This is a genomic window from Curtobacterium sp. HSID17257 (genome assembly GCF_003989515.1).
Taxonomy (GTDB): domain Bacteria; phylum Actinomycetota; class Actinomycetes; order Actinomycetales; family Microbacteriaceae; genus Curtobacterium.
The window spans coordinates 12,825-38,723 of sequence record NZ_RBLU01000009.1; the positions used below are offsets into that span (position 1 = coordinate 12,825).

The window sequence follows — 25,899 nt, forward strand, 5'->3', positions numbered from 1 at the left end:
GCCTGACGGGGCCGCACCGTGCCTCCCGGCCGGTCCGACCTGGCCCGGCGCCGGGCGCGATCCGGACGACCCGCGCGCCCCGGGAATACGCTCGGGGCGCAGACGTTGGGACGTTGCGTCATGCAATGTTGCGTTGCATGTCGTCCGGACCCCGCGGGCGTTCGGATCCGCGCACCGACCGGTGCGACCATGGACCGCCCGGCCACCCGAACCGGGCCGGACGCCCCGTCCACCACGACGACGAGGGCCGCAGCCGACCGGGCCACCCGGTCGTCCGCGCCCGACACCCCCACCCCACGAGGAGCAGCACACCATGCACCGCCCCAAGCGCTTGACGATCACCGCGGCCGTCGCCGCCGCCGCAGCCCTCGTGCTGACCGGCTGCTCGGGTGGCGGCGCGTCGGACGACGCGTCCACCGGCACGAGCAAGGGCGGCACGCTCGACATCCTGACGGCGCAGACCGCGCTGCACTGGGACCCGGCGACGAGCCAGAGCCTCGGCATCACCTCGATGGGCCTGGTCGCCCGCCGCCTGACCACGTGGGACGTCCAGCCCGGCAAGACCGCGAAGGTGGTGCCGGACCTCGCGACCACCACGGGTGAGTCGAGCGACGGCGGCAAGACTTGGACGTACACGCTGAAGGGCGGCCTGAAGTTCCAGGACGGCACGCCGATCACCACGAAGGACGTCAAGTGGGGCATCGAGCGGTCGTTCGCCCCGAACCTCACCGGTGGCCTGAGCTACCACAAGTCCCTGCTGGTCGGCGGCTCGGACTACCAGGGCCCCTTCGAGGGGAAGACGCTCGACAGCATCGAGACCCCGGACGACAAGACCATCGTCTTCAAGCTCGACGCCCCGTACGGCGACTGGCCGTGGCTCGCCTCGATGCCGGCGTTCGCACCCGTGCCCGAGGGCGCGGGCAAGGACACCGGCGCCTACGACGCGAAGCCCGTGTCGAGCGGTCCGTACCAGATCGAGTCGAACACGCAGGGCTCGCAGGTCACGCTCGTCCGCAACAAGGAGTGGAGCGCGAAGACCGACGCGATCCGCACCGCCGGTCCGTCGAAGATCGTGTTCAAGGAGAGCCAGGACGCCTCGACCACGACGCAGAGCCTGATCGCCGACAACGGTGACGCGAAGAACGCCTTCGGCGCGCAGTTCCTCGGTGCCGCCGAGCTCAACCAGGTGCGCGCCAACCCCGCTGCACAGGACCGCCTCGCGACGAGCAAGGCCGGCCCCATCACCTACATGGCGATCAACACCCAGCGTGGGGCGCTGAAGGACCTCAAGGTCCGCCAGGCGCTGCAGTACGCGGTCGACCGCAAGTCCTTCCGCATCGCGGCCGGTGGTGCGCTCGCCGGCGAGTACGCGACGACCCTCGTGACGCCGGGCATCGCCGGACGCCAGGACTACGACCTGTACGAGACCGGCGCGACGGGCGACGTCGACAAGGCGAAGGCGCTCCTGGAGGAGGCCGGGGCCGAGGACCTGTCGCTCACCCTCGTGACGCAGAACGACCCGACGTACCTCGCGCAGGCGCAGGCGCTGCAGGCCGGTCTGAAGCGCGCCGGCATCGCCGTGACGCTCAAGCCGCTCGACTACGACTCCTTCACGCAGGCCACCACGAACGGCACCGACTTCGACCTGTCGCTGTCGAGCTGGCAGCCGGACTTCCCGAGCGCGAACGCCAACATCCAGCCGCTCTACGACTCGTCGCAGATCGGTGGGGGCGGCTACAACGTCTCGAAGTACAGCAACCCCGAGGTCGACGCCCTCATCGCGAAGGCGACCGGCACCGTCGACCAGTCCGATGCGCAGGAGCTGTGGGCGCAGGCGGACCGCCGCATCATGGAGGACGCCCCCGTCGTCCCGCTGATCTACGCGAAGCAGTCCTTCCTGGCCGGGTCGAACGTCGAGAACTTCCGCATCGCGGACTTCCCGGCCTACCCGAACTACCTCAAGGTCTCGCTCGCCCAGTGAGTGCACCGCTGCTCGAGGTCGAGGGGCTCCGCGTCGCGTTCGGCGACGCGGAGCCCGTCGTCCGTGACGTCTCCTTCACCCTGACGCCCGGTCGGGTGCTCGCACTCGTCGGCGAGTCCGGTTCCGGCAAGTCGGTCAGTGCCATGAGCGTGCTCGGACTCCTGCCGGCCGCCGCCCGGGTGTCGGGCAGCGCCCGCTTCCGCGGGACCGAGCTGATCGGCGCCTCCGCGGAGGCGCTGCGTGCCGTGCGGGGTGCGGGCATCGGGGTCGTGTTCCAGGAACCGATGAACTCGTTCACCCCGGTGCTGTCGATCGGCACGCAGATCGCCGAGGCCGTGCGGGCACACCCGACCGACCTCGACCGCGCGGGCGTCTCGGCCCGCGTGGACGAGCTGCTCCGCGCCGCCGGGCTCCCGGACCCCACCCGGATCCGGAAGGCGTACCCGCACGAGCTGTCCGGCGGGCAGCTCCAGCGGGCGATGATCGCGATGGCGCTCGCGGGCGACCCCGTCGCGCTGTTCGCCGACGAGCCGACGACCGCGCTGGACGTCACCGTGCAGGCCGGGATCCTCGACCTGCTGCGTCGGCTCGGTCGCGAGCGCGACCTCGCCGTCCTGCTCATCACCCACGACATGGGTGTGGTGGCCGACGTCGCCGACGAGGTCCTGGTGATGCGCCGCGGCGACCCCGTCGAGCACGGCACGGTCGCCGACGTCTTCGCGCACCCGACGGCCGACTACACGCGCGAGTTGCTCGCCGCGGTCCCCGCCCTGGAGGCACGACCCGCGTCCGGCGACGAGGTCGAGTCTCGGGCCCAGCGACCGTCCTCGGGCTCCGCGGCGCGAGGAACGTCGCCCAGCGCGAGTCTCGCGTCGGCAGCCGAGCACGTGGTCGCGCGCCTGCGTGACGTCGCCGTGCGTTACGCACGCCGCGGTGAACCCACCGTGCGCGGGATCGACCTCGAGCTCACGGCCGGGTGGACGCTCGGCCTGGTGGGGGAGTCGGGGTCCGGCAAGTCGACCATCGGCCGTGCGCTCGCCGGACTCGTCCCCGTCGTGGACGGCTCGGTCGAGGTCGACGGGAACGACCTGCGCACCGCACGCGGGAAGCGCCTGCGCGAGCTCCGCAGCCGCGTGGGCATCGTCTTCCAGGACCCGGCGTCGTCGCTGAACCCGCGACAGACCATCGGCTGGAGCATCGCCGAACCGCTGCTCGTGCACGGCGAGGGCACACCGGCATCGCGCGCCGACCGCGCCCGCGACCTCCTGTCCGCGGTGCAGCTCGATCCGTCGTGGACCGAACGGTTCCCGCACCAGCTGTCCGGCGGCCAGCGGCAGCGCGTCGCCGTCGCCCGGGCACTGGCGCTCCGACCGGCCCTGGTGATCGCCGACGAGCCGACCAGCGCCCTCGACGTCACCGTGCAGGCCGCCGTGCTCGACCTGCTCGCGGACCTGCAGGACGAGTTCGGCTTCGGCATGCTGCTCATCAGCCACGACCTGGCGGTGGTGCGCCAGCTCGCCGACGACGTCGTCGTGCTGCACGACGGCCGCATCGTCGAGCGCGGCGCGACCTCCGCCGTGCTCGACCACCCGCAGCAGGACTACACGCGCATGCTGCTCGCGGCGGCCCCGGTCGCCGACCCCGAGCGCCAGGCCGCCCGCCGCGAGGCCTGGCGGGCCTGGGAAGGAGTGGTCTCGTGACCGCGAACGTCGTCGACCGGCCCGTCTCCGCGTCGGCCGGTCGGACCACCGGGTTCCGGGCCGTCGTGCGCCGGGTCCGTCAGGACCGCTGGGCCGTGGCCGCCGCGGTCGTCATCGCGGTGTTCGTCGTCGTGGCGATCGCCGCACCGCTCATCGCAGCCGTGACGGGGCAGAACCCGTACAGCTACAACGTCGACGCGCTGAACGACTTCGGGGCGCCCCGCGGCGCTGCCGGCGGTGTGAGCGGCGAGCACTGGTTCGGCGTCGAGCCGCTGACCGGGCGGGACCTCTTCGCCATCGTGACGTACGGCGCGCGGACCTCGCTGGGCATCGGGCTCGCCGCGACCGCGATGTCGATCGTGATCGGGGTGCTCGTCGGTGTCACCACGGGGTTCCTCGGCGGCTGGTACGACCGGGTGCTGTCGCGCGTGGTCGACGTGATCTTCGGCTTCCCGTCCCTGGTCTTCATGATCGCGCTCACCGCGGTCGTACCGACCTCGTTCCCGAAGCCGCTGCTCGTCGTGCTCGTCATCGGGTTCTTCGGCTGGCCTTCCGTCGCCCGCGTCGTGCGCGGGCAGACGCTCTCGCTCGTGAGCCGGAACTACGTCGTCGCGTCGACCGCGATGGGTGCGGGGCGCTGGCACGTCATCCGCAAGCAGCTCCTGCCGAACCTCGCCGCGACGATCACCGTCTACGCGACCATCTCGATCCCGTCGATGATCGGCGCCGAGGCCGCGCTGTCCTTCCTGGCCGTCGGCGTCAACCCGCCGACGCCGTCGTGGGGCCGCAGCATCGGCGACGCGATCGGCTGGGTGCAGACCGACCCGATGTACCTCGTCTTCCCCGGAGCCGCACTGTTCCTCATCACCCTGGCCTTCAACGTGCTCGGTGACGCCCTGCGCGACGCCCTCGACCCGCGAGGGGGCGACCGATGAACACCTTCCGCTTCCTGGCCGTCCGGATCCTCGGTGCGGTCGTCGTGCTGTTCGTCGTCGCGGCGATCACCTACGCGCTGTTCATGCTGCTGCCGACGAACCCGGCCCGGGCGATCTGCGACAAGCCGTGCACGCCCGAGCGGCTCGCTGACGTGCAGGCGTTCCTCGGCACCGACAAGCCGTGGTTCGCGCAGTTCGGGGCGTACCTCGCCGGCATCTTCGCGGGTCGCACGTTCGGTTCCGGCGCGTCCACGATCACGTGCGCGGCGCCGTGCTTCGGGTACTCGTTCCAGCTGCACGACAGCGTCACGAACCTCATCGCGTCGCGCCTGCCCGTGACCGCGTCGATCGCCGTCGGGGCCGCCGTGCTGTGGCTCGTCGCCGGTGTCGCAGGCGGCACGGTGTCCGCGCTCAAGCGGGGGACGATCGCCGACCGCGCGGTCATGACGGTCGCCGTCGCCGGGGTGTCCTCGCCCGCGTACCTGATCGGGCTGCTCGCGATCCTGCTGTTCGGGTTCACCCTCGGGTGGCTGCCCACGAGCGGCTACGTGCCGTTCGTCGAGGACCCGGTCGGCTGGGTGACGCACCTGGTGCTGCCGTGGTGCGTGCTCGCGTTCATCAGCGCCGCCATCTACGCCCGGCTGACCCGCGGCGAGATGCTCGAGTCGATGTCGCAGGACTTCGTCCGGACCGCCCGCGCGAAGGGCCTGCGGGAGCGCCAGGTCGTCGTGCGGCACGGACTCCGGACGGCGATCCTGCCCGTGGTGACGCTGTTCGGGCTCGACCTCGGGTCGCTGCTCGGCGGTGCGGTCATCACCGAGAAGGTGTTCTCGATGCAGGGCCTCGGAGCGTTGCTCATCGACGCGGTGCACACCCTCGACCTGCAGGTGGTCGTCGGCTTCACGGTGTTCTCGGCGCTGCTCATCGTCACCGCGAACGTGATCGTGGACGTCGTCTACGCGTTCGTCGACCCACGGGTGCGCCGCCGCGCCTAGGGCGAGGCCCGCTCAGCCGGCAGTCCGGGACCGCAACGCGCAACGTCGGCGACCGCTCGCAGCGGTACAGCGCTGCGAGGAGTCGCCGACGTCGCGTTCTGCGGAAGGGGCCCCGCCGGTCGTCAGCGGGTGAAGCGGTAGGCCGCGCCGTCGTCCGTCCGCTCGAGCACACCGAGGTCGACCGCGTCGCGCCGGACGATCGCGACGTCGGCGCAGAACATCGCGATCGCCGCGTTGAGCTCGCGCTCCGACACCGGCCGCGCTCGACCGAGGCGATCCCCGACGATGCCGATGATGCGCACCGAGACCGGGTGCCGCTGGTCCTCCGGCACGGGCATGCGCTCGATCCGCCCGAACTCGAGCAGCGCAGCCGGGCCCTGCAACCGCTGCAGGTCCTTCGTCGTCCGTCCGAGGACGGCGCTGTCCGGTCCGCCGTCGCCCAGCCAGTCGAACGCCGCCACGGACGCCGCGGTCCGGTCGTCGAGCGTCCCGCCACCGACCACCGCGGCGCGGAGCGTCGGGGAGGCCAGCACGGCCACGGCCTGCCGCGCACGTCCGATCGACGTGGTGAGCTCGCCGTCCGGCATCAGAAGTACGTGATCCCGTGCGGCGTGCGGGTCGGCGTGAGCATCGCCCGGAGCAGCGCCGGTGCCGCCGGGTCCGCCGCCCGCACGAGTCCGGCCGCGGCGAGGGTGACCGGGGACACCGAACCGATGAGCACCGCGCCGAGGTCCGCCACGTCGAGCCGCAGGTCGGCCTCGCCGTCGTCGCCGTCGGACAGGCGCGTCACCGTGCCCTGCCCGTCGACGACGTCGAGCCGGTAGGTGCCCGCCGCGAAGCCCATCGCGTCCGCGACCGCGAGCGTCACCGACCCGTCGACGGCGTACGGGCGGCTGGTGAGCACCGCCGGCACGTCGAGCACCCGGAGCCACACGTGGTCCTCCTCGTGCTCGACGTCGTACGCACGGTTGTCGCCGAGCGCCGCGACGATCGGGTCGTCGAGCCGCGAGCGGTTGTACTTCACCACGTCGTTCAGGTCGATCGACAGCAGGAACTCCCACAGCGACAGGTACGCGGCATCGGTCGCGTAGACCAGGTCGACGACCTCGAGCACGGTGTCGCCCGTGCCCTCCTTCACGCGCCAGGTCACGTAGCCGTCGATCTCGGCCGGGTCGGACCCTGCGCCCTCCGGGCGGTGCACCGCGGCGCGGACGTCCTTCGCCGGGGAGCCGTCGCCGTTCCGCTGCCCGAGGACGATCGGCCACGTGCCGGCGTTCCGGACCATCGAGCCGGGGGTGCGCGCGTCGAACCGGTCGAACACGGCGCGGCCGGTGCCCTCGGCGAGCCACTCCGGCGTCACGACCGTCACGGTGCCGGTCGTCGGTGCGAGCAGCGGCAGGGCACGCTCGCGGCGGACGGTGACCGCTCGCTCGCGGATGGCGCAGCCGAAGCCGAAGCGTCGGTAGATCGTGCCCTCGGACGCGGTGAGCGACGCGACGGCGTAGCCCTCGGCGACACCGCCCTCGAGCGCGTGCGTCATCATCCGTCGGAGGATCCCTCGACGGCGCTCGGTCGGCCGGACCGTGACGGCGGAGATCGCCTGGGTGTCGATCGCGGCGCCCTCGTCCCAGGTCAGGCGCTTGCGGAACCACGTGAAGGTCCCCGCCGGCCAGGTCTCGTCGACCGATCCGGGGAGCGGCTCGCGCACGTACACACCGAGGAACGTCTCCTGGTCCTCGAGGAAGTGCGACGCCATCCGCGCGGCGCCCTCGGCATCGGGGTGCGGCTCGTGGAAGCCGAGCCCCACGGCGTGCATCCACGCCTCCGTCTCCGGTGTCGGAGCGCCCTGGTCGTCGGTCGTCGGCGCGAACTCGCGCAGGTCGTAGCGGTCGTCGAATGCGTCGTTGCTGGCCACGAGCCGACCCTACCGGGGCGCTCCTCACGGGCGCCTCCCTCGCTCGGTGGAGCAGGAACCGTCGGGTGGACTGGGGCGACCCGACGTCTGCTGCTCCATGAACGCACGCCGGTTGCGTGCGCGGTGGTGACGGACGTCGGACGGGAGGCTCGTGGCGGCGTCGCACCGAGCCTCCCGTCCGCCCCGTGGCCACCCGGCCTGCCGCGGCCGGTCAGGGCGTGCCGCGTCGCGCCTCCTGCGCCACCACCTCGTCGAGGTCCGCCAGCTTCCGCATCTGCTGCAGCGGCCGCGCCATCCGGTTGTTGTCCCGCAGGGCGGGCTCGGTGCGCGACAGGAACGCCCAGTACCCCGCCGTGAAGGGGCAGGCGTCCTCGCCGAGCCGCTTCGTCGGGTCGTAGCGGCACCCGCCGCAGTGGTCGGACATCCGGTCGATGTACCGCCCGCCGGACGCGTACGGCTTCGTCGCCACCATGCCGCCGTCGGCGTGCTGCGACATCCCGATGATGTTCGCCGGCATCACCCAGTCGGTGCCGTCGACGAACACGTCGGTGAACCACTCGGTCAGGTGCACCGGGTCGTACCCGCGCTGCAGCGCCCAGTTGCCGAGCACCATGAGTCGCTGGATGTGGTGCAGCCAGCCGTGGTCGTGCAGCCCCTCGATCGCGGTGGACAGGCAGACCGCGTCGATCTCCGACGCGTCGAGCTCCTGCCACCAGCGGGGCAGCCGCTCGTGGGCGCCGAGGGCGTTCTCGTCGGCGCCGTAGTCGTCGCCGAACCACCAGTAGAGGTGCCAGACGTAGTCGCGCCAGCCGGCGACCTGGCGGACGAAGCCCTCGACGCTCGCGAGCGGGGCGTCGTGGTCGCGGTGCGCGGTGAGGGCCGCCTCGACGACCTCGAACGGGTCGAGCACGCCGAGGTTCATCGGCACGCTGAGCAGCGAGTGCGCCATCGTCCAGTCGTTCGTCAGCGTGGCGTCCTCGAACGGCCCGAAGTCCCCGAGCCGGACCTGCACGAAGTCGTCGAGGGCCTGTCGGGCCTCGTCGGCGGTGACCGCGAAGCGGCGGGTGTCGTCCCTGCCGACGAACCGGACGTCGCCGTCGCGTTCCCAGCGGTCGAGGTCGTGGCGGACCTCGTCGTCGATGCCGTCCTCGGTCGGCCACCAGGGGTCCGGCAGCCCGAGCGTCGTCGCACCCCTGGGCGGGGGTTCGCGGTTCTGGTCGTCGAGGCTGAACTTCCCGCCGACGGGCTGGTCCGAGTACATCAGCCAGCCCTCGCGGCGGCGGACCCGCTCGTAGTGGGTCTCCATCCGGAAGCGCCCCGTGCGCTCGGCGGCCCACTCGGCGAACTCGGCTTCGTCGGTGATGAACCCGCGGCTCGGCAGGACCTCGGTGCGGCGGCCCCAGTGCCGGACCTGCGCGCGGAGGGTGCGGGACGGCGGGTCGACCACGTCGAGGTCGTCGCGTCCGACCAGGGCGTCCTTCAAGGTCTCGACCTGCACGTGCTCGGCCCGGTCGCCGAGCTCGCGCACGCGGTGCCGGAGGGCGCTCAGCCAGAGGTGCGCCTTCGCGCGGTGCACCGGTCGGGCGGTGAAGAACTCGCGGGCCTCGACCACGAGCGCGGGGCCGCCGTCGTCGAACAGCGGTCCGTACTGTCCGGGGAGGACGAGCCTGGTGCGGTCGGGTGCCATGCCCGGACGGTACCGACGGCGTGTGACGACGGGCTGACGGGACTTGTGCCCCGGTCGTGGTCGGGGCCGCCGACGAGCAGTGTCGTCGACGGCCCCGGTGCCGCTGGACAGCCGCGTCAGTTGTACGACGCGAGCCGGTTCGGCGCCGTGTTGCCCGCCGGCGTCGGCACCGCCCCGCCGACCCCGTTGATGACGCTCGAGATCGTGCCCGTGTCCCCGAGCGACACCGTCACGAGCCCGTGCGCCCTGATGCCCGAGCCGGTCGGGGTCTCGAACGCCCGGTCGGCGTGGACGGCCGGGTTCGTGTTGAAGAAGCAGTACACGCCACCGCCCCAGATCTCGTGGTTCGTCACCCCCGACGCGACCTTGTACGCCGCGTAGCCGGCCCCGGTCGGGCTCTGCCACGAGGCGTTGTCCGGCACGTCGTACGGCATCTCGTTCTGGAAGAAGATCGTCCGACCCCGGTTGCCGTTCCACAGCACCTCGTACTGCTGGTAGTGCTCGACGAACAGCCCCGTGGCGAGCACGTCGTCCCCGTTCACCTCGACGCCCCGGGCGCCGGTGTTGACGTTCCACCCCGTCGCTGCTCCGCCGTGGTCGGCCCGCCACGCCCAGATGTGGTCGACCAGCGTGTCGTCCGCGTTGACCTGCAGCGTCGTCGACGCCTTGCCCTGGATGCTCGACCCGACGCGGAAGAACACGTCCTGGATGCTCTGCGGGTCGGCCGCGTGGTCGGCGTGCGAGCCGCTGGTGCCGAGTCGGACGAGCTGCGCGCTGTTCTGCGTCCCCGCGTCCACCACGAGGTTCGACACGTTCACCCCGGAGACGTCGGCGGTGGTGAGCACGGCGTTGCCGGCGGTCGGCACGAGCGTCGGGAAGCCGATGCCCGTGACGACGGTGTCCGGACGCGTGACGTTCAGCGCGGCGTCCAGCTGGTAGGTGCCCGGAGTGAAGAACAGGTTCAGCCCCTGCGCGAGTGCGCTGTTGATCGTCGCCGCGCTGTCACCGGGGTGCGCGACGTAGAAGTTGCGCATCGGGATGTCCGTCCCCGGCGTGTTCGGCCACGTCACCCCTGCGGAGTTCGTCCGCAGCGACGGCACGAACACGTGGTACCGGTTCGACGAGTCGACGTACAAGTACGGCTTCTCCCGCGTCACCGGGGTGGTCGACAGCGTCGTGAAGCTCTTCGAGAAGTCGTTCGCCGGCGCGCCCTGCACGCCCGAGAACACCATGTTCCAGTTGCCGCCTTGCCAGCTGCCGAGCGTCGAGTTCCGCGTGTACCACTGCTGCTGCGACCCGCTCGTGACCGTGCCGTCGACCTTCGAGTCGGCGATGTAGCCGCCGGACGAGTACCCCTGCCCGCCGTCCTGGTTCGACGGCCCCATGGTCAGGTTCCCCTTGACGTGGACCCGCCGCATCGGTGCGGCCTGCGACACCGCCCACCGGTCGGTCCCGCCCTCGGGCACCACCGACAGGTTCTCCGCCGACCGCCAGAAGTTCTGCGTCGCGTTCTTCTCGTCGCCGGCGTTCCAGCCGGAGTCGACGTTGAGCGCGCCGGAGATCGTCACGTCGTCGGGGTTCTTCCCGAGACCGGCCACCGAGGTGTAGAAGCCGAGGTTCGCCCAGACCCGACCGTAGCTGCCCGGCTTGAACAGGAAGGCGTACCGCTGCGAGCCGAACTGCGCGCTGGTGCTGCGGAGCTGCGAGTTGAACGCTGCGTCGACGTCGGCCTGGATCGTCGACGTCGGGGTGGACGGGTCGTAGACCTTGACGTTGCTCCCGAAGTCCGGGGTGTCGCTGGTCGGGACGGCTGCCTGTGCCTGCAGGGCAGGGGTCAGGGCGCCGACCAGGCCGACCGCCGTCATCGTCGCGAGGAGCGTGCTCATCCGTCGTTGCATGATGCTCGATTCGTCGTCGGGCGGCCCCGTTGCCGCCCGCAACAGACGGTAGACCCACCCGGGTGCCGCGGCAGTCGGTGCTGCGGCGGACAAGTGCGTACCCCGTTCGGGGGCCGGTCGGGAGGCCCGGACCGCGCCCGCCCCGCAGCTCCCGGTCCGGCGGTCGGTACGCTGCGCGCATGTGGCCGACCGAGCAGGACTGGCGTGCGTCCGTCCCGCGTCTGCTCGCCCGCGCGGTCGAGCGCTGGGACCTGCGCCCCGGCGAGCCGTACGCCGGCGGCAGCGTCTCGCACGTCGTGCCCGTGCGGCTGCCCGACGGTGGCGATGCCGTCCTCAAGCTGTCCCTCCCGCACCGTGAGGCCGAGCACGAGGCCGCAGCGCTCGCGTGGTGGGACGGCACCGGTGCGGTCCGCCTGCTCGCCGTCGACCCCTTCGTGCTCCTGCTCGAGCACTGCGACCCCGGCACCCGACTCGTGGAGCGCGACGACCTGCCGGCCGCGGACCGCCTCCGCACCGCGGCCGGCCTCCTCACCCGGCTCTGGGCGACCGGGGTCCCGGACGACCACCCGTTCGAGTGCGTCGCCGACGTCGCCGCGGAGTGGGCGGCGCTCGCGGATGCCCGGATGCGCGAGCTCGCGCCACCGTTCGACCCCGGGCTCGTGCGCCGCGGCACCGACCTGCTCCGCACCCTTCCCCGCAGTGCCGCACGGTCGGTGGTCGTGCACGGCGACGCGAACCCGGGCAACGTCCTCGCGGCCCGGCGGGAGCCGTGGCTCGTCATCGACCCGAAGCCGATGGTCGGCGATCCTGCCTACGACCTGTGCCCGTTGCTCGTGCAGGTCGACGACCCCTTCCGCGCGGACGACCCCCTGCGTGCTGTCCGACACCGGGTCGCCGTGCTCGCGGACGCGACCGGTGAGCCCGAGGACCGGATCGCCGCCTGGTGCACGGCGCGGCTGGTCGAGTCGGCGCTGTGGTCGGTCAGCCGTGGGGCGCTCGATGACGGCCTGGACGCGATGCGGCGCGCAGCGGTGACGGACCGACTCGCGACCTGACCGTCGTGGGGATCAGCGTCGCTCGAGTCCGACGACGTAGGCCGTGAGCACCGCGGTGGAGTCGACCGTGGCGACCGTGGCGACCGTGGCGACCGTGCCGACGCGGTAGAGCAGCAGGGCGTCGACGACCCCCACGAGGTCCGGTGCAGTCGCATCCGGATCGACGACGCCGATGCCGTCGAGGAGGGATCGAGCTGCACGGACGAGCTCGTCGCGCACCGGGTCGGCTCCGGTCAGGGGAGCGCGGAGCTCGGTGTCGTCCCGCAGCTCGACGAGGAGTGCCAGCCGCGCGGCCTGTGCGTCGCTGCGGGCGGCCAATGCGTCGAGGAACCCCGTCGCCACGGCCACGACCGCGGCGTCGTCCGGGTCCTCCGGCAGTCGGAGCCCGGCGACGTCCGCCGCCAGCTGCTCGGTGATCCGTGCCGCGACCAGTGCGAGCAGGGCGCGGCGTGTGGACGCGTAGTACGTCGTCGACCCGGGTGGGACGCCTGCCTCGGTGTCGACACCACGGTGCGTGAGCGACCGCGCGCCCCCGCGCGCCACGAGGCGGACCGCTGCGTCGGCGAGGTCCTCGCGTCGTCCCATGGTGCACGGTCCGCGCGGCGAGAGCACCGAACAGGTTCGGGTTCTGCAGCGGCTCGATGATGTTGCGTTCGATCGTCTGCAGCGTCCTGCCGATGATGGCCAGCAGGCCGATGTCGCGGGCGGCGGGGACGGCGAACAGGAACGCGAAAAGAGAAGCGATCATCTTCCCGCCGGACACGGCGCCAACCCAGAGGGCCAGCTTCCGGGTCGTGGAAGCGGTGATCGATCAGACCTGCTTCGGGAAGAGCGCCGGGGCGGAAACGCCACCTCCTCGGAGAGTTCAGAGCGGGATGTGCATCGGGCTCCGCTTGCCGGCCTCCTTGGTCGTGACCCATCGCCCGTTCGCCTTGCGGGGCCAGTGGCGCCACCGGAAGATGCGCCACCGCTCGTACTCGGCCTCGGCGTCCAGCGTCGTGCGTGCGCCGGCTGCGTAGGGCCCGAAGCGTCGAGGCACGACCCAGAGCACGCCGACGTGTACCTCCGCGAGATCCACATCGTGGGGGAAGTAGAGCGTGATGCTGGCAGGATCAGAGCGGACGTCGAGGACCGGTGCGATCTCAGGAGTTGTGACGGCGTCATAGCCCCACACACGCCACTCCGGTTCGTAAAGCACGTGAGCGCCCATCGGCCGAGCAGTGACGGTCACAGTCACGTACGGATGCCGCTCGTCCCGCACATGCTCACCGTCGCGCTTCAGCCCGAACGCCATGGCGATCGGCGGTTCGTGATTGATGCGGATGAGGAAGTCGGCGACGGCGATCGTGATCGCGAGGACCCCGATCACGGAGCAAACGCCCTGCACGCCAGCCCACCAGGGCTCTGTCCACCAGGTCATGTGGCGACGGTACACAGCGCGGCAGACACGTCGTGCGGTGCACCGACCTGGCAGCGATACGAAGCGCTCCGGGACCGGGCGTCCGTGGCATCACTGCCCGAGATCGGGGAGGATGCGGGGATGGACTGGTTCGCTCCCGTGCTTACAGCGATCAGCGCCGTGGTCGTCGCGCTGATCGCTGCCCTCATCGCCGACCGGACGACGTTGCGCCGACTTGAGCGAGTCGACGGCCTGCTTCGTGAGTCAGGACTCACCGGTGAGCACCGGAAGGTACTCGAGGACGTCCGCGCTCGGCTGGTCGAGCGCATCGCGTACCGCGAGCTTCGTCCTGTGTTGCGCCGGTTCAGCTCCCTTGCCTGGCTACTGACCGTCTCCGGCCCAGTGCTGGTGGCGAGCTGGGGGATCGACCTGGCGCGTGCGACCGACGGTAAAGAGCCGGAGTTCCCGGGGTTCCTGTCGGGCCTCGTCCTCGCCATGGGTGTCGGGATGATCGTGGGTGCCTTCTACCTGTTCGTGTCCCTCAGCGCCGAGCGACAGGTGTGGGCGATGCAGACACTCCCATCGCGGCGGGACGAGCTCGCCGAGTTAGATCTTGAGTCGACGGACGAGGGCGCATAGTAGGAGTCCGCGGCGGCCTTGAACCCGGCGGCGAGCGTGTCAAGCAGCGAGCTGGTCGAGGGTTTCTTCGTTGAACGTGTTCTCCTCCCCGCCGAACGAGTACACGAGGTTTGGCTTCCGGGCGCGATCGAGCTGCCCGCCGGCGATGGCCGCGATCTTCTCGGCGAGGCGAGTGTGCATTTCCGCGAGCCTTGTCAACCGGGCGTGGACCGCGACCGCGTCCTGCGCCCGGGAGAAGTCCAACACAAGCGCCTTCGTGATCCGAGCGACCGTCGAGTTCCCGAGGCCGAGCTCCGCGGCGATCGCGTTCCGACCCCTGCCCTCAGCGTGCAGCGCAGCCACACGCGCACGCACGGCGGGGTCCTGGACCGGACCAGGCGTGGTCATGTCGTCGATCATGGTTCTCGGCTCCGTGCTCGCCTGGGTGCTCATCGAAGGTGTGCGTGCGTTGGTGTCAGTAGGCTCAGCGCGTGAGCGCGTTGGGTCTGATTCTGAGTGCTGTCGCAGTCCTAGTGGCGATCATCAGCGCGAGTATCGCGTACAGGGCGTACAAGCTGACGCAGCACTACAGAGATCCGATTTGGGTGCTGCGTGTTGACCGGCAGGTTCCCCCGGGGTGGGACATCACTAAGGAATGGGAAAACGCACAGCCTGGGATGCAGCTGCGGCTTGAGAACCACGGCACCGACACGGTGAAGCAGGTAACAGTGCGAGCAATTTTCGACCCGACTGACATCAAGGGTTTTGCCGCCAAGTGGCCCTTGATTGAGGCTGGTGAGTTCCGGCGCTGGCAGGTCACCGGTCTGCCCTTGTCGAAGGATTACCAGTACGAGCGTCAGGCCGTTGACAGCTTCACCCAGGCAGAGGGGCGTCGAGTGCTACGCGTCGAGTGGAAGGGGCCGCAGCGACGTCGCCGTCGGGAAGACATCCCGATCCCGACTCTAGAGGACACGATTGACCGGCTGCGGTGGCAGGCCGATCCGGACGAGCCGACGCGATGAGTTCAGGAGGCGTTCCCTCACAGAGGAACGTCAACAAATCAGGTCGGAGGTTGCTCCTCGTGCGGTACGCGGTGAGGGCGGGGTCGTCCGCGCGCCCTGGTTCACGAACGCGATCGACAGGGTCGACGCGTCGACAGCGTTCTGGTCCCATCCCGCGAGGGCATCGAGGGCGTCGAGGGCGTCGAGGGACGAGGGTGGCGTTGAAGTCGGCGCTGAGGTTGATGCCGCCGATCGGGGCTACCGCTCGGGGCAGTCGTTCGCCTGGTGGAAGGCGACCGCGGGTGCCGGGTCGGCGGTGGGCTCGGAGGTCCAGTCGCAGCGGGGCATGTGGCGACGGTGTCGTGCACGTGTGTCTCCTCGAGGTCAGGGTGTCAGGGGTGAGCGCAGGTCGCCTCGGCCGGGAGAATCAGCGGCCGTACTGCGGCGGGCCTTCGCGTGCATGATGGGGCACGCGTTGACGCCCACCCTTTGAGGGGTTCCCGTGCTCGCGCCGCCTGCGTGGAGTCGCTGGGCGGCCGGCGTTCCACCCGAGGGCGGTGCCGGCGGCCGATGCGGTAGCGGTGGTCGCCGGTCCGGAGCGCACGACACTCCTCGAGATGACCAGGGCGTTGCCCGGTCCCGGGGTCCGCGCGCTGTCGCTCCGCCTCCCCGGGCGTCTCGGGCGCGCGTTCCGGGACGGTGCGCTCCTGCCGGGTGCGGGCACGGAGGTGGTCGGGCCGTCGTTCGACGAGTGGGTCGCCGCTCCGTCACGACGCTGATACCGGCCGGCCGGCCGGCCGCGAGCTCGTGCTCGTCGGCCGACCGGTTCGGCGTGGACCACGCGCTCGGGTCCACGCAGCGGCGTGCGTTCAGCGAGCGGCGGCAGCCACGATGTCGCCGAGCGCGTCGTCCGCCGACCGCGGCTCGCGTCCGAGCAGCGTCCGGAGCGTCGGGTCCGTGCCGGCGAACCACCCTGCGCCCGCGGCCTGGTACATCCCGAGCAGGAACCGGACCATGCGCTCGTCCTGCCCGGCACCGACCGCCCCCTCGACCCAGCGATCCGGGTCGACGAGCGTGAAGCGGACGTCGCGTCCGACCCGCTCGGCCAGCCGGTCCGTCAGCTCGGCGAAGGTCGGCGCGGCGGGCGCTGTGACGGTCACCGGCCCCTCGGGAGGGGTGTCCTGCAGCAGCAGGGCGGCGGCGGCCTCGGCGGCGTCCTCGCGAGCGGTCCACGAGACCGGGCCGTCCGCCGGCAGGGCGACCGTCCCCGTCTCCGCCCACGGCCCGAGCAGCCACTGCAGGCTGTGCGCGTAGAACCCGTTCCGGAGCGCGGTCCACCGGAGGCCTGCGTCGGCGAGCAGGTCCTCGGTGGCCGCGTGGTGCTGTGCGGGGACGAAGGGCGATCCGGCCCCTGCGCCCTGGTGGCTCGTGTAGAACACGTGTCCGACGCCGGCAGCGGTCGCCGCCTGCACGGCGTTCCGGTGCTGCCGGACGGTGTCCCCGGTGGGGTCGTTCGATGAGACGAGCAACAGGCGGTCGGTGTCGGCGAAGGCGGCGGTGAGAGCAGCCCGGTCGTCGTAGTCACCCTGCCGGACCGTCACGCCGCGCTCGGCGAACCGCGCTGCGCGGGCGGGGTCCCGGGTCACGACGACGAGCTCGGAGGCCGGTACCTGTCGGAGGAGGTGGTCGGCGGTGGCGCCGTTGAGGGCGCCGGTCGCCCCGGTGATCGTGATCATGGTGCGCTCATTCCTGTTATCGGTGGAAACACCAGAACGGTAGCGCTGGTTTCCGCTGGAAGCAAGCACCTGTTAGCGTTGCTCCGTGAGCAGCACCACGCCGGAGACCGACGCCCGCCGAGACGTCCGCGACCGCATCGTGCTCGCCGCTGCCGACCTGCTGCACGACGACGGCGTCGACGCGGTGACGACCCGAGCAGTTGCTGCGCGGGCAGGTGTGCAGGCGCCCACCATCTATCGGCTCTTCGGCGACAAGGACGGGCTGCTCGACGCGGTCGCCGAGCACACCATGACGGTGTTCAGCGCCGAGAAGGCAGCGGTGGCCGACGCCGCTGGTGGGGACGGGGCCGACCCGGTCGAGGCGCTCCGGGCGGGGTGGGACGCGACCGTCGCCTTCGGCCTCGCGAACCCCGACCTGTTCGTCATCATGAGCGACCCGCGCCGCGGGCGGGGCTCACCTGCGGTGGCCGCCGGGCTGCGTGTGCTCGAAGAACGACTGCGACGGGTCGCTGCGGCCGGACGCCTGCTCGTCCGCGAGTCGGAGGCGGTCCGGCTGGTGCACGCCGCCGGCACCGGGGCCGTGCTCGCGATCCTGGCGGAACCGGAGGGTGCGCGTGACCCGGCCCTGGCGGACGCGATGTGGGCCGCACTCGAGACACAGGTCGTGGTCCCGGAGCGCGACGTCGTCCCCGGTGCCGCCCGGCCGCTCCGCACGGCGGCGTTGACCCTGCGGGCCGGCGTCGACGAACTCGACCGACTGTCGGCGGGCGAGCGTGCCGTCCTCGCGGAGTGGCTCGACCGCGTGGTGGCGGAACGCGAGGGATCCGGGTCCGACGCCGTCTGACCCCCTGCCCGTCGTCGCACCGGGCCCGCGGCTCAGTCGGTCGCGCCCCTCGGCGGGTCCACGAGCAGGGCGACCCGGTCGCGCAGGTAGTCCTCGAGCGGCACGGCGGTCCCGGCGGTGGGGGACCAGCGGACGACCGGTTCGCCGTCGACCACGGCGAGCACGCCGTCGGCGCCGACGAGCGAGTCGTCGAGCGGGACGGGTACCGCGCCGTGGTTGACCGTGTCGCCCGCGGCGAATTGCCCCTTCGCCGCGGCGGCCCGGTACGCGCGACGCACCTCGGCGGAGACCGAGACGAACTGCTGACGACCCGGATCGGTCACCCGGGTGATCCGGCCGGTCGCCCAGACCCGACCCGCCGTCTCGGGGGAGGACCCGAGCAGCAGCGCACCGACGCGCCACACCCGGCCGAGGGAGCGGATCGTCGGCTCCCGCCGGATGCCGAGGACGGCGCGCGGCTCGACGTACTCGCCGAGGGCCTCGTCGCGGACGCCGGCTCCCCGGAGGCGGGCCGCGGCCTCGTCGAGGGCAGCGCGGGTGCGCTGCACCGCGTCCTGCACGACCCCGTCCGTCACGGTGCCCGAGCCTAGCCCGGCGCGTCACGCGGGGTCTCGTGGCCGGTGGAATGCGTCTGCTGCCCGTACGGTTGCACGGTCTCGGAACGAGGAGGGCCCATGGGCATCGTGCGGTGGTTGTTCGACGCGCAGCTCGTCATCGGTGACCAGACGGTGCTCTGGCGCGAGGTGATCGGCAACGTGTTCGGGTTGCTCAGCGCGCTCGGCGGGATGCGCCGCAAGGTCTGGGCCTGGCCGGTGGGGATCCTCGGCAACGCCCTGCTCTTCACGGTCTTCATGGGTGCGCTCTTCGACACCCCGAACCCGGTGAACCTGCTCGGCCAGGCCGGCCGACAGGTCATGTTCATCGCGGTCAGCGTCTACGGGTGGTACCGGTGGACGCACCGCGCGGACGAGGCGACGACCGTCGTGGAGCCGCGGTGGGCCTCCTGGTCGACCCGCGGTCTGCTGGTGCTGGCGCTGGTGGGCGGCACCGCCGTCCTGACCCCGGTGTTCCGCGCCCTCGGTTCGTACGAGCCGGTGTGGAGCGACGCCTGGATCTTCGTCGGGTCCGTGCTGGCGACCTACGGCATGGCGAAGGGGTGGGTCGAGTTCTGGCTCGTCTGGGTCGCGGTCGACCTGGTCGGTGTGCCGCTGCTCTTCTCGGCCGGGTACTACGCGTCCGGCCTCATGTACGTGTTCTACGGGGTGTTCACCCTGACCGGGTTCTTCGTCTGGATGCAGCAGGGGCGGAAGCCCTCGGCCGCGCCGGTGACGGTGGGCTGACGCACTCGACCGGTGCGACACCTGTCGACTGGCCCCCGCACTGGGTGGGGACACCGCGGCACCGGTGCGATGGAATGTCGGGATGGCAGACATGCACGGCGGGCGCGTCGAGGACGACGCGTCATCGGCCGAGCGGATCGTGCGCGGCGCGATCCGGGCCTTCCGGCTGCACCCGTTCCACGAGGTCGACGCCGGCACGGTCGCCGAGACGTGCGGCGTGGACCGCGCGGTCGTCGATCGGCTCTTCCCGACCTGGGACGGACTGCTCCTGGTCGCCTACGACCGCTGGCTCCAGCTCCGCGGCTCCCGACGCTCGTCCGTGCCGCGGTGCACGATCGACCACGTGCGGATGACCCTCGCCGAGGACGTCGCCGACCCGGGACTCGTCCGGCTGCTCGCCGGCGTGCTGCCCCTCGCCGCCTCGGAGCGTGACTTCGCCGGCTTCTTCCGCAAGCGGTTCGAGGAGTACGTCGAGGAGCTGACCGTCGGGCTGCAGCGTGACATCGCCACCGGGGTCGAGACCATCGGCATCCCGGCGCACCAGGCAGCCACCCAGCTGCTCGCCGTCCACGAGGGGCTGCAGGTGCAGATGCTCGTCCGGCCGTACCTCGACGTGCTGGTCGAGTACGACCGCGCCGTGCACACGCTCCGGTACGGGTGGCGCCAGCCCGAACCCGTGGCCTGGGACCTCGACGCGGCGCTCGTCCGCGGCTGAGCCCGCGGCTGAGCCCGGGGCGCTCGTCCGTGGCTGAGCCTGCTTCAGCGGGTCGCGCCCGCTTCAGCGGGTCCGGGGCCGGCCCTTCCGCCACCCGGCGATCTGCTTGAGGCTGACCTTCGACCCGTACTGCGCGACCGAGTGGCGGAACAGGTACTCGGCGAACCAGAGCAGCAGTGCGGCGACGGCGAACACCTCGACGATGCAGACGACCGACTCGGCGACGGACAGCGACCCGACCGCGTTCCGGACCATCGCCGTGATCGGCGTGAAGGTCGGGAACCACGTGAAGAACGCCGCCACCGGTGACGAGGGCGTCGTCATCACGAAGAACGCCGCGTAGAGGGGGATGATCAGGGCGAAGATCGCGGCGGACTGCAGCGTCGAGGCGTCCTTGATCGAGGGCACGGCGGCACCCACGGCGACGAAGAGGCCGCAGGCGAGCAGCACCCCGCCGACGAGCAGCAGGGCTCCGACGACCATCCGCCACGGGTCCACCGTCAGACCGCCGAGCCGCGAGGCGACCAGGGGCAGTGCGGCCAGTGCCACCGCGAGCCCCGGCAGGACGACGACCCCGACCTGCACGAGCCCGACGAGCAGCATGGCGAGGACCTTGCCCCGGATCAGGTCACCGGCCGTCACCGTGGTCAGGATCATCTCGGAGATGCGGTTCTCCTTCTCCTCGACCACCACCGTCACCATCCGGGTCGCGAGCAGGATCACGATCCCGAAGAACGCGAGCGGGAACAGCAGGGGCGGCACGATCGACAACCAGCCCGGCGCCACCCGGCCGTCCGCGTATGTGGTCAGGTCGGTGGACGGCGGTGCTCGGAGGAGCGCGACGGCTTCGTCGTCGCCCACCGAGTCCGCGACGCTCCGCTCGAGCACGCGTTCGGCGAGCGTCGAGTAGCCGCCGTTCTCGAACAGTCCGCGGTCGGCGGCGTCCAGCCGGATCGACTGCGACGAGGGCTTCTCGGGGTACTCGACGAACAGGTCGAGCGTGCCCGCCCGGACTGCCGCCCGGTCGGCTGCCGGGTCGTCGGAGGGCGAGCCGCCCCACTCCGCGGCGATCCTGGCCGACACCAGACCGGAGTGGTCGACGTACCGGAACGGTGTCTTCGCCGCCGACGTGCTCGCCGAGATCGAGTCGGAGCCGGCCGCCTGTCCGATGCCGACGAGCACCGAGACCAGGACGACCACGATCGGCAGCGCGAGCGTGCCGATCCAGAACGCGGGCTTCTTGATCGTGCGCACGAACTCGAAGCGGACGACCGTCCCGAGCCGGCTCACGCGGCTGCCCCGCGCGCGGTGCCCGTGGTCGTCGTCGGGCCGTCCGCGGACCGGTCCTCACCGGCGTCGTGGCCGTAGACCTGGACGAAGATCTCGTCGAGCGGGATCCGTCGCATCTCGAACCCGGTGACGTGCACCCCGGCCGCGACGAGCGAGGCGAGGACGTCCGACCCGTCGACCGCCGCGTCCGCCGTGGGCACGAGGTGCGCGACGTGCCCCTCGTGCCGGGCCAGCTCGTACAGCGGGGAGCGGGGGACCGAGCCGGTGAGCTGCACCCGGGCGACGGCACCACCGAAGGCGTCCTGCACGTCGGGGATGCTGCCGTACGCGGCCGCCCGACCGTCCTTGAGCAGCAGGATCCGGTCGCAGAGCCGCTCGACCTCGTCCATGTGGTGCGTCACGAGGACCACGGTCGCGCCGTCCGCCTTCCGTTCGTCCACCAGGTCGAGCAGCAGCCGACGGTTGACCGGGTCGAGGCCCTTCGTCGGTTCGTCGAGGATGAGCAGGCGCGGGCGGTCCATGATCGTGATCCCGAGCTGCACCTTCTGCTGCTGCCCGCCGGACAGCTTGTCGACCCGGAGCTTCGCGCGGTCCGCGAGCCCGACGCGCGCCAGGTACTCGGTGCTCCACGCGGCGGCCTCCGGACGGCGCAACCCCCGCAGCGTGCCGAAGTAGGTCATGACGTCGAGCACGGACTCCTTGCGGTAGAGCCCGCGTTCCTCGGGCAGGTAGCCGATCCCTCCGGTCGCCGGACGGTACGGCGCTCCGTCGATGTGCAGCGTGCCGGAGGTCGGCGTCGTGATGCCGAGGAGCGCCCGGATCGTGGTCGTCTTGCCGGAGCCGTTGCTGCCGAGCAGCCCGAACGTCTCGCCGGGGGCGACGTCGAACGACAGCCCGTCGACGACGTCCCGGTCGCCGAAGCGCATGACGAAGTCCCGCACGCTGATGGCCGCACCGCTCATGGTGCCGACCCTACCGACCGACACCGCGAGTTCAGCGCGCCCGTTCCTTCCCATAACGCCTGCGATGGGAAGCGAGAACGGGCGTACCTGGTCGAACGGTTCGACCAGGTACGCCCGTTCCGGCCAGGTACGCCCGTTTCCGCCAGGCACGCGGAACGGCCCCCTGACGGACTGGAGGCGCGGTGCCTGCCCGCACCGCGCCTCCAGTCCGCCACCGGGCTGCGTCAGGAACGCAACCAGGCGGTCCCCACACCCGACAGTGCGCCGTCTGCCACCGGCGCGGAGGCGAGCAGCAGCTCGCCGGCGGGGAGTACGTAGGGCTCGTCGCCGAACACCGTGACGCTCGTCCAGCCGTTCGGCCGGCGGAACGCGAGCACGTCGTCGCGGCCGGTCTCGAGCCACTCGAGGTGCTCCTCGGACTGCAGCTGGCCGCGCAGGCCCAGGGCCTTCCGGTACAGGTTCAGCGTCGAGTCGGGGTCGGCGTCCTCCGCCTCGACCGACGACTCGGCGAACCACGCCGGCTGCGGCAGGTGCGAGCCGCCCTCGCCGAAGCCGAACGACGACCCCTGCCGCGTCCACGGGATCGGGACGCGGCAGCCGTCACGGCCGACGTCGACGCCCGGGTTCCGGAAGAACGCCGGGTCCTGGCGGTCGGCGTCCGGGATGTCGCCCACCTCGTGCAGCCCGAGCTCCTCGCCCTGGTACAGGTAGGCCGAGCCGGGCAGCGCGAGCTCGAGGAGCGTCGCCGCCTGGGCGCGTCGGAGGCCGAGCGAACGGTCGAGCGCCGCCTGGTCGCCGCCGGCGAGCAGCCACGCGGACCCCTGCTTCTGCTCGTCGCCGTCGCGGGCGGGGAGTGCGTAGCGGGTGGCGTGCCGGACGACGTCGTGGTTCGAGAACACCCACGTGGTCGACGAACCGGACTGCTCGGCGAGGCCGAGGTTGAACTCGATGATCGTGCGGAACTGCTGGGCGTCGAAGTCGGCCTCGAGCAGGTCGAAGTTGAACGCCTGCCCGAGCCCCTCGGCACTCGCGTACCGGGCACGGCGGTCGGCGGCGACCCACGCCTCGGCGACCGCGGTGCGGGCCGGGGTGTACTCGTCGAAGACCTTCCGCCACTCGGCGTAGATCTCGTGCACGTCGTCGCGGTCCCAGAGGATGTGCGACCCGTCCTTCGGCGCCGCCAGGACCTCGGCCCAGGTGGGCAGCTCGCCCGCGGGCAGGTCCTTCGCCAGGCCGTGCGCGACGTCGATGCGGAAGCCGTCGACCCCGCGGTCCGACCAGAAGCGAAGCGTGTGCAGGAAGTCGTCGCGCACCTCGCGGTTCGCCCAGTTCAGGTCGGGCTGCTCCTTCGCGAAGTTGTGCAGGTACCACTGGCCGTCGCCCACCGCGGTCCACGCCGGGCCGCCGAAGATCGACACCCAGTCGGCCGGCGCCTCGGATCCGTCGGGGCCGGTGCCGTCACGGAAGACGTAGCGGTCGCGTGCCGGGCTGCCCTTCGGCGATGCCAGGGCCTCGCGGAACCACTCGTGCCGGTCGCTCGTGTGGTTCGGCACGATGTCGACGATCACGCGGATGCCGGCGCCGTGCAGGGCCTCGACCATGTCGTCGAAGTCGGCGAGGGTGCCGAGGCGCGGGTCGACGTCGCGGTAGTCGTCGACGTCGTAGCCGCCGTCGGCCAGTGCGGACGGGTAGAACGGGCTGAGCCAGACGGCCTCGATCCCGAGCGAGGCGAGGTACGGCACGCGCGAGGTCACACCGCGCAGGTCACCGATCCCGTCGCCGTCGGCGTCGGCGAACGAGCGCGGGTAGACCTGGTAGACGCTCGCCTGGCGCCACCAGGTCTCGGCGTCGGTGGATGCTGCGGGCTGGACGAGCGTGTCGGTCACGTCGGGCCTTTCGTTGGTCGTGCGGGTGGTGGTGGTCGTGTCGGTGGCGGAGGCAGTGCCGGTCGTGGCCGCGTGGGTCACTTGATCGCGCCCTGGGTCACACCGGCCATCACCCATCGCTGGGTGACCAGGTAGACGAGGATCGCCGGTGCCATGGCCATCAGGTACGAGGCGAACGACACGTTGTAGTTGTTGCTGAACTGCGTCTGGAACATCTGCTGCAGCACCGGCAGGGTCTGCAGCGCCGGGTCGGAGGTGATCAGCGACGGCATCACGAAGTCGTTCCAGGACGCGAGGAACGCGAAGATGCCGACGGTGGCGCTCATCGGTGCGAGGAGCGGGAACACCAGACGCCAGAACACCTGCCCCGTGCTCGCGCCGTCGATGCGTGCACTCTCCTCCAGCTCCGCCGGGATCGAGCGCAGGAACGCGGTGAAGAGCAGCACGCTGAAGGACAGTTGGAACATGACGTGCAGGATCGCGACGCCGAACGGGTTGTCCAGTCCGGCGAGACCGGTGAGCTTCACCTGCGACAGCGCGAGCACCGGGAACGGCAGGAACATCGCGGCGAGCAGGTAGAAGAACGACCAGCGGAAGAACCGGCGCTCCCAGTTCCGGGCGATGGCGTACGCGGTGAAGGACGCGAGCAGGATCGTGCCGACGACGGTGATCGCCGCGATGAGCACGGAGACACCGAACGCCCGCGGGAAGTCGGTCAGCTCCCAGGCCTGCACGAAGCCGTCGACGCTGAACGGCGCGGGCAGCGAGAACGCGTTGCCGTCCACGGCCTGCGACGTCGTCTTGAACGCCATCGTCACGGTGACGTACAGCGGGACGAGGACCGACAGCGTGCACAGCGCGAGGACGATCGTGACCGGCCAGTTGAAGCGCTCGCCGCGACGTCCGGCAGTGCGGTCGGCGTCGACGGACCGGATGCTGCCGGTGGCCGTCGTGCCCGGGCGGAGGGGTGCTTGCATGGTCATCAGAGCGCTGCCTTCCCGCGGGTCGCCCGCAGCTGGATCACGGCGATGACCACGGCGATCACGAAGAAGATCGTCGCGTTCGCCATCTGGTACGCGTAGTCGCCGCCGCTGAAGCCCTTGAAGATCGACATCGCGACCGACGTGGTCGAGGTGCCCGGGCCACCGTCGGTCAGGCCGACGATGATGTCGTACGAGTTCAGGAAGTTCTTGAACCCGATCACCAGGTTGATGAGGATGTAGCCCGCCGTCAGCGGTGCCGTGATCGAGACCAGCTGCCGCCACGCGCTGGCGCCGTCGAGCGCCGCCGCCTCGTAGACCTCGCCGGGGATCGACAGGACGCCGGCGATGTAGATGAGGAGCGTCGACGGGATCGCCTGCCACGCGGTCACGAGGACGATCGCGACCCACGCCAGGTCCGGGTTCGCCAGGATGCTCTGCTCGAGCGGGGCGAAGCCGAGCGCGGACGCGAGCGCCGGCAGGCTGTTCGCGAAGAGGAACGAGAACACGTAGGCGATGACGATGCCGGAGATCACCATCGGCAGCACGAAGACCGCACGCAGCGCGATCTTGCCGCGGATCTTCGACGTCAGCGCGATCGCGAGCAGGAACGCGACCGCGTTCACCAGGAGCACGGTGACGAGCGAGAAGCCGATGGTGAACAGGTACGCCTGCAGGATCGCGGGGTCGGAGAACACCGCGACGTAGTTCGTCAGGCCGGTGAACCGGAACTCGCCGAAGCCGACGGAGTTCGTGAAGCTCAGCACGATGCCCATCACCGCGGGGAGCGTGATGGCGAGCGTGAAGAGCACGAGCGTGGGGACGAGGAACACGAGGAAGAGCGGGTCGACGCGCTTCCCGCGTCCGCGGCTGCCGGCCTGGAGGCGCGGTGCGGCTCCGCCCCGGCGGCGGCGGTCCGCCGTCGTGATCGATTCGGTGGTCGTGGTGGCCAAGGTCGTCTC

Annotated in this window: 25 protein-coding genes; 11 read left to right on the forward strand and 14 right to left on the reverse strand. The window is 71.4% G+C overall.

The window, feature by feature from the left end; translation table 11 throughout:
• The first annotated feature begins 313 nt into the window (after positions 1-313).
• The 4 genes from D8M35_RS03145 to D8M35_RS03160 are packed head-to-tail and all read left to right on the forward strand — an operon-like array spanning position 314 to position 5,611.
• Positions 314-1,981 carry an ABC transporter substrate-binding protein gene (locus D8M35_RS03145; protein WP_126890522.1) on the forward strand — a complete coding sequence of 556 codons (1,668 nt, stop codon included), beginning with the start codon at positions 314-316 and terminating at the stop codon, positions 1,979-1,981.
• On the forward strand, positions 1,978-3,681 hold the full coding sequence (locus D8M35_RS03150) for an ABC transporter ATP-binding protein (protein WP_126890523.1): 1,704 nt from the start codon (positions 1,978-1,980) through the stop codon (positions 3,679-3,681). Before D8M35_RS03145 ends, D8M35_RS03150 begins: the two co-directional genes overlap by 4 nt.
• Positions 3,678-4,616 carry an ABC transporter permease gene (locus tag D8M35_RS03155; RefSeq protein WP_126890524.1) on the forward strand — a complete coding sequence of 313 codons (939 nt, stop codon included), beginning with the start codon at positions 3,678-3,680 and terminating at the stop codon, positions 4,614-4,616. The genes D8M35_RS03150 and D8M35_RS03155 overlap by 4 nt, the downstream gene beginning before the upstream one ends.
• Entirely contained in the window at positions 4,613-5,611 is a 999-nt protein-coding gene (locus D8M35_RS03160) for an ABC transporter permease (RefSeq protein WP_126890525.1), read from the forward strand. Before D8M35_RS03155 ends, D8M35_RS03160 begins: the two co-directional genes overlap by 4 nt.
• 122 nt (positions 5,612-5,733) lie before the next feature.
• Here the strand turns inward: D8M35_RS03160 and D8M35_RS03165 are convergent, their stop codons facing one another.
• The 4 genes from D8M35_RS03165 to D8M35_RS03180 all read right to left on the reverse strand — a co-directional run bounded on the left by D8M35_RS03165 (position 5,734) and on the right by D8M35_RS03180 (position 11,099).
• Positions 5,734-6,198, reverse strand: a complete 465-nt coding sequence (locus D8M35_RS03165) for a DUF2087 domain-containing protein (RefSeq protein ID WP_126890526.1) — start codon at positions 6,196-6,198, stop codon at positions 5,734-5,736.
• Entirely contained in the window at positions 6,198-7,526 is a 1,329-nt protein-coding gene (locus D8M35_RS03170) for a GNAT family N-acetyltransferase (RefSeq protein ID WP_126890527.1), read from the reverse strand. Before D8M35_RS03170 ends, D8M35_RS03165 begins: the two co-directional genes overlap by 1 nt.
• A gap of 211 nt (positions 7,527-7,737) precedes the next feature.
• Complete coding sequence (locus D8M35_RS03175) at positions 7,738-9,213, reverse strand: cryptochrome/photolyase family protein (RefSeq protein WP_126890528.1); 1,476 nt, start codon at positions 9,211-9,213, stop codon at positions 7,738-7,740.
• Between the two features lie 116 nt (positions 9,214-9,329).
• Entirely contained in the window at positions 9,330-11,099 is a 1,770-nt protein-coding gene (locus D8M35_RS03180) for a hypothetical protein (protein ID WP_126890529.1), read from the reverse strand.
• A gap of 191 nt (positions 11,100-11,290) precedes the next feature.
• Between D8M35_RS03180 and D8M35_RS03185 the strand changes: the two genes are divergently transcribed.
• On the forward strand, positions 11,291-12,166 hold the full coding sequence (locus D8M35_RS03185; RefSeq protein WP_126890530.1) for an aminoglycoside phosphotransferase family protein: 876 nt from the start codon (positions 11,291-11,293) through the stop codon (positions 12,164-12,166).
• A gap of 12 nt (positions 12,167-12,178) precedes the next feature.
• Here the strand turns inward: D8M35_RS03185 and D8M35_RS03190 are convergent, their stop codons facing one another.
• Together D8M35_RS03190 and D8M35_RS03195 are read right to left on the reverse strand one after the other, a co-directional pair.
• Positions 12,179-12,751, reverse strand: coding sequence for a TetR/AcrR family transcriptional regulator (locus D8M35_RS03190; protein ID WP_126890531.1), 573 nt, complete (start codon positions 12,749-12,751; stop codon positions 12,179-12,181).
• Between the two features lie 280 nt (positions 12,752-13,031).
• Positions 13,032-13,586: a hypothetical protein gene (locus D8M35_RS03195; protein WP_126890532.1), complete on the reverse strand. Its 555-nt coding sequence runs from the start codon at positions 13,584-13,586 to the stop codon at positions 13,032-13,034.
• 120 nt (positions 13,587-13,706) lie between these two features.
• Between D8M35_RS03195 and D8M35_RS03200 the strand changes: the two genes are divergently transcribed.
• On the forward strand, positions 13,707-14,204 hold the full coding sequence (locus D8M35_RS03200; protein ID WP_126890533.1) for a hypothetical protein: 498 nt from the start codon (positions 13,707-13,709) through the stop codon (positions 14,202-14,204).
• A 39-nt stretch (positions 14,205-14,243) separates the two neighbouring features.
• Here the strand turns inward: D8M35_RS03200 and D8M35_RS03205 are convergent, their stop codons facing one another.
• The gene (locus D8M35_RS03205) at positions 14,244-14,546 is read right to left on the reverse strand and encodes a hypothetical protein (protein ID WP_126890534.1); all 303 of its coding nucleotides are present in this window, start codon (positions 14,544-14,546) and stop codon (positions 14,244-14,246) included.
• A 128-nt stretch (positions 14,547-14,674) separates the two neighbouring features.
• Between D8M35_RS03205 and D8M35_RS03210 the strand changes: the two genes are divergently transcribed.
• On the forward strand, positions 14,675-15,205 hold the full coding sequence (locus D8M35_RS03210; RefSeq protein ID WP_126890535.1) for a hypothetical protein: 531 nt from the start codon (positions 14,675-14,677) through the stop codon (positions 15,203-15,205).
• 596 nt (positions 15,206-15,801) lie between these two features.
• On the forward strand, positions 15,802-15,963 hold the full coding sequence (locus D8M35_RS16325) for a hypothetical protein (protein ID WP_153257425.1): 162 nt from the start codon (positions 15,802-15,804) through the stop codon (positions 15,961-15,963).
• Positions 15,964-16,053: 90 nt separating this feature from the next.
• Here the strand turns inward: D8M35_RS16325 and D8M35_RS03215 are convergent, their stop codons facing one another.
• Positions 16,054-16,920 (reverse strand): NAD(P)H-binding protein, encoded by an 867-nt coding sequence (locus D8M35_RS03215; protein WP_126890536.1) that lies wholly within the window; start codon positions 16,918-16,920, stop codon positions 16,054-16,056.
• 85 nt (positions 16,921-17,005) lie between these two features.
• Between D8M35_RS03215 and D8M35_RS03220 the strand changes: the two genes are divergently transcribed.
• Positions 17,006-17,764, forward strand: coding sequence for a TetR/AcrR family transcriptional regulator (locus D8M35_RS03220; protein WP_126890537.1), 759 nt, complete (start codon positions 17,006-17,008; stop codon positions 17,762-17,764).
• A gap of 32 nt (positions 17,765-17,796) precedes the next feature.
• Here the strand turns inward: D8M35_RS03220 and D8M35_RS03225 are convergent, their stop codons facing one another.
• Positions 17,797-18,339 (reverse strand): hypothetical protein, encoded by a 543-nt coding sequence (locus D8M35_RS03225; RefSeq protein WP_126890538.1) that lies wholly within the window; start codon positions 18,337-18,339, stop codon positions 17,797-17,799.
• A gap of 99 nt (positions 18,340-18,438) precedes the next feature.
• Here D8M35_RS03225 and pnuC point away from each other — a divergent pair, with 99 nt between their 5' ends.
• Both pnuC and D8M35_RS03235 read left to right on the forward strand, forming a co-directional pair.
• Positions 18,439-19,104 (forward strand): nicotinamide riboside transporter PnuC, encoded by a 666-nt coding sequence (gene pnuC / locus D8M35_RS03230; protein ID WP_126890539.1) that lies wholly within the window; start codon positions 18,439-18,441, stop codon positions 19,102-19,104.
• An 82-nt stretch (positions 19,105-19,186) separates the two neighbouring features.
• Positions 19,187-19,819: a TetR/AcrR family transcriptional regulator gene (locus D8M35_RS03235; protein WP_126890540.1), complete on the forward strand. Its 633-nt coding sequence runs from the start codon at positions 19,187-19,189 to the stop codon at positions 19,817-19,819.
• Positions 19,820-19,882: 63 nt separating this feature from the next.
• Here D8M35_RS03235 and D8M35_RS03240 read toward each other — a convergent pair whose 3' ends face one another.
• From D8M35_RS03240 to D8M35_RS03265, 5 genes are all read right to left on the reverse strand, one after another.
• Positions 19,883-21,109, reverse strand: a complete 1,227-nt coding sequence (locus tag D8M35_RS03240) for an ABC transporter permease (protein WP_126890541.1) — start codon at positions 21,107-21,109, stop codon at positions 19,883-19,885.
• Positions 21,106-22,071 (reverse strand): ABC transporter ATP-binding protein, encoded by a 966-nt coding sequence (locus tag D8M35_RS03245; RefSeq protein ID WP_126890542.1) that lies wholly within the window; start codon positions 22,069-22,071, stop codon positions 21,106-21,108. The genes D8M35_RS03240 and D8M35_RS03245 overlap by 4 nt, the downstream gene beginning before the upstream one ends.
• A 224-nt stretch (positions 22,072-22,295) precedes the next feature.
• Entirely contained in the window at positions 22,296-23,957 is a 1,662-nt protein-coding gene (locus D8M35_RS03250) for a glycoside hydrolase family 13 protein (protein ID WP_126890543.1), read from the reverse strand.
• Between the two features lie 77 nt (positions 23,958-24,034).
• The gene (locus tag D8M35_RS03260; protein WP_174234680.1) at positions 24,035-24,940 is read right to left on the reverse strand and encodes a carbohydrate ABC transporter permease; all 906 of its coding nucleotides are present in this window, start codon (positions 24,938-24,940) and stop codon (positions 24,035-24,037) included.
• Complete coding sequence (locus D8M35_RS03265) at positions 24,940-25,890, reverse strand: carbohydrate ABC transporter permease (RefSeq protein WP_238638070.1); 951 nt, start codon at positions 25,888-25,890, stop codon at positions 24,940-24,942. Before D8M35_RS03265 ends, D8M35_RS03260 begins: the two co-directional genes overlap by 1 nt.
• Positions 25,891-25,899 lie beyond the last annotated feature (9 nt).